Raw genomic sequence first — 262 nt, forward strand, 5'->3', positions numbered from 1 at the left:
TCGTCATAGCGATAGCGCTTGATTCCGCCATTCGGTAATTGCTCTTCAAGCAACTGGCCACGCTCATTCCACACCAGCCGCTGACAACTGTGATCCGGGTACCAAACCCCAATCAACTGCCCGTGTTTGTTATAGCTGTAGTCCGTGGAGTGTCCGTCTGGATCGGTCCTACGCGTAACGTCGCCCTGATCATTGCGCTCGTATTTCCAAACCGCCAGACCCCGCCTTACAACCCGTACGAAGCCATTGTCATGCTCGTAGG

Annotated in this window: 1 protein-coding gene; it reads right to left on the reverse strand. The window is 54.6% G+C overall.

What is annotated here, in order from left to right:
* Positions 1-262 (reverse strand): RHS repeat domain-containing protein (locus AACY52_RS31945; protein ID WP_339439721.1); only part of this gene is annotated, 262 nt, incomplete at both ends.

It is taken from the genome of Pseudomonas sp. EA_65y_Pfl1_P113 (assembly GCF_963970525.1).
Lineage (GTDB): Bacteria > Pseudomonadota > Gammaproteobacteria > Pseudomonadales > Pseudomonadaceae > Aquipseudomonas > Aquipseudomonas tritici.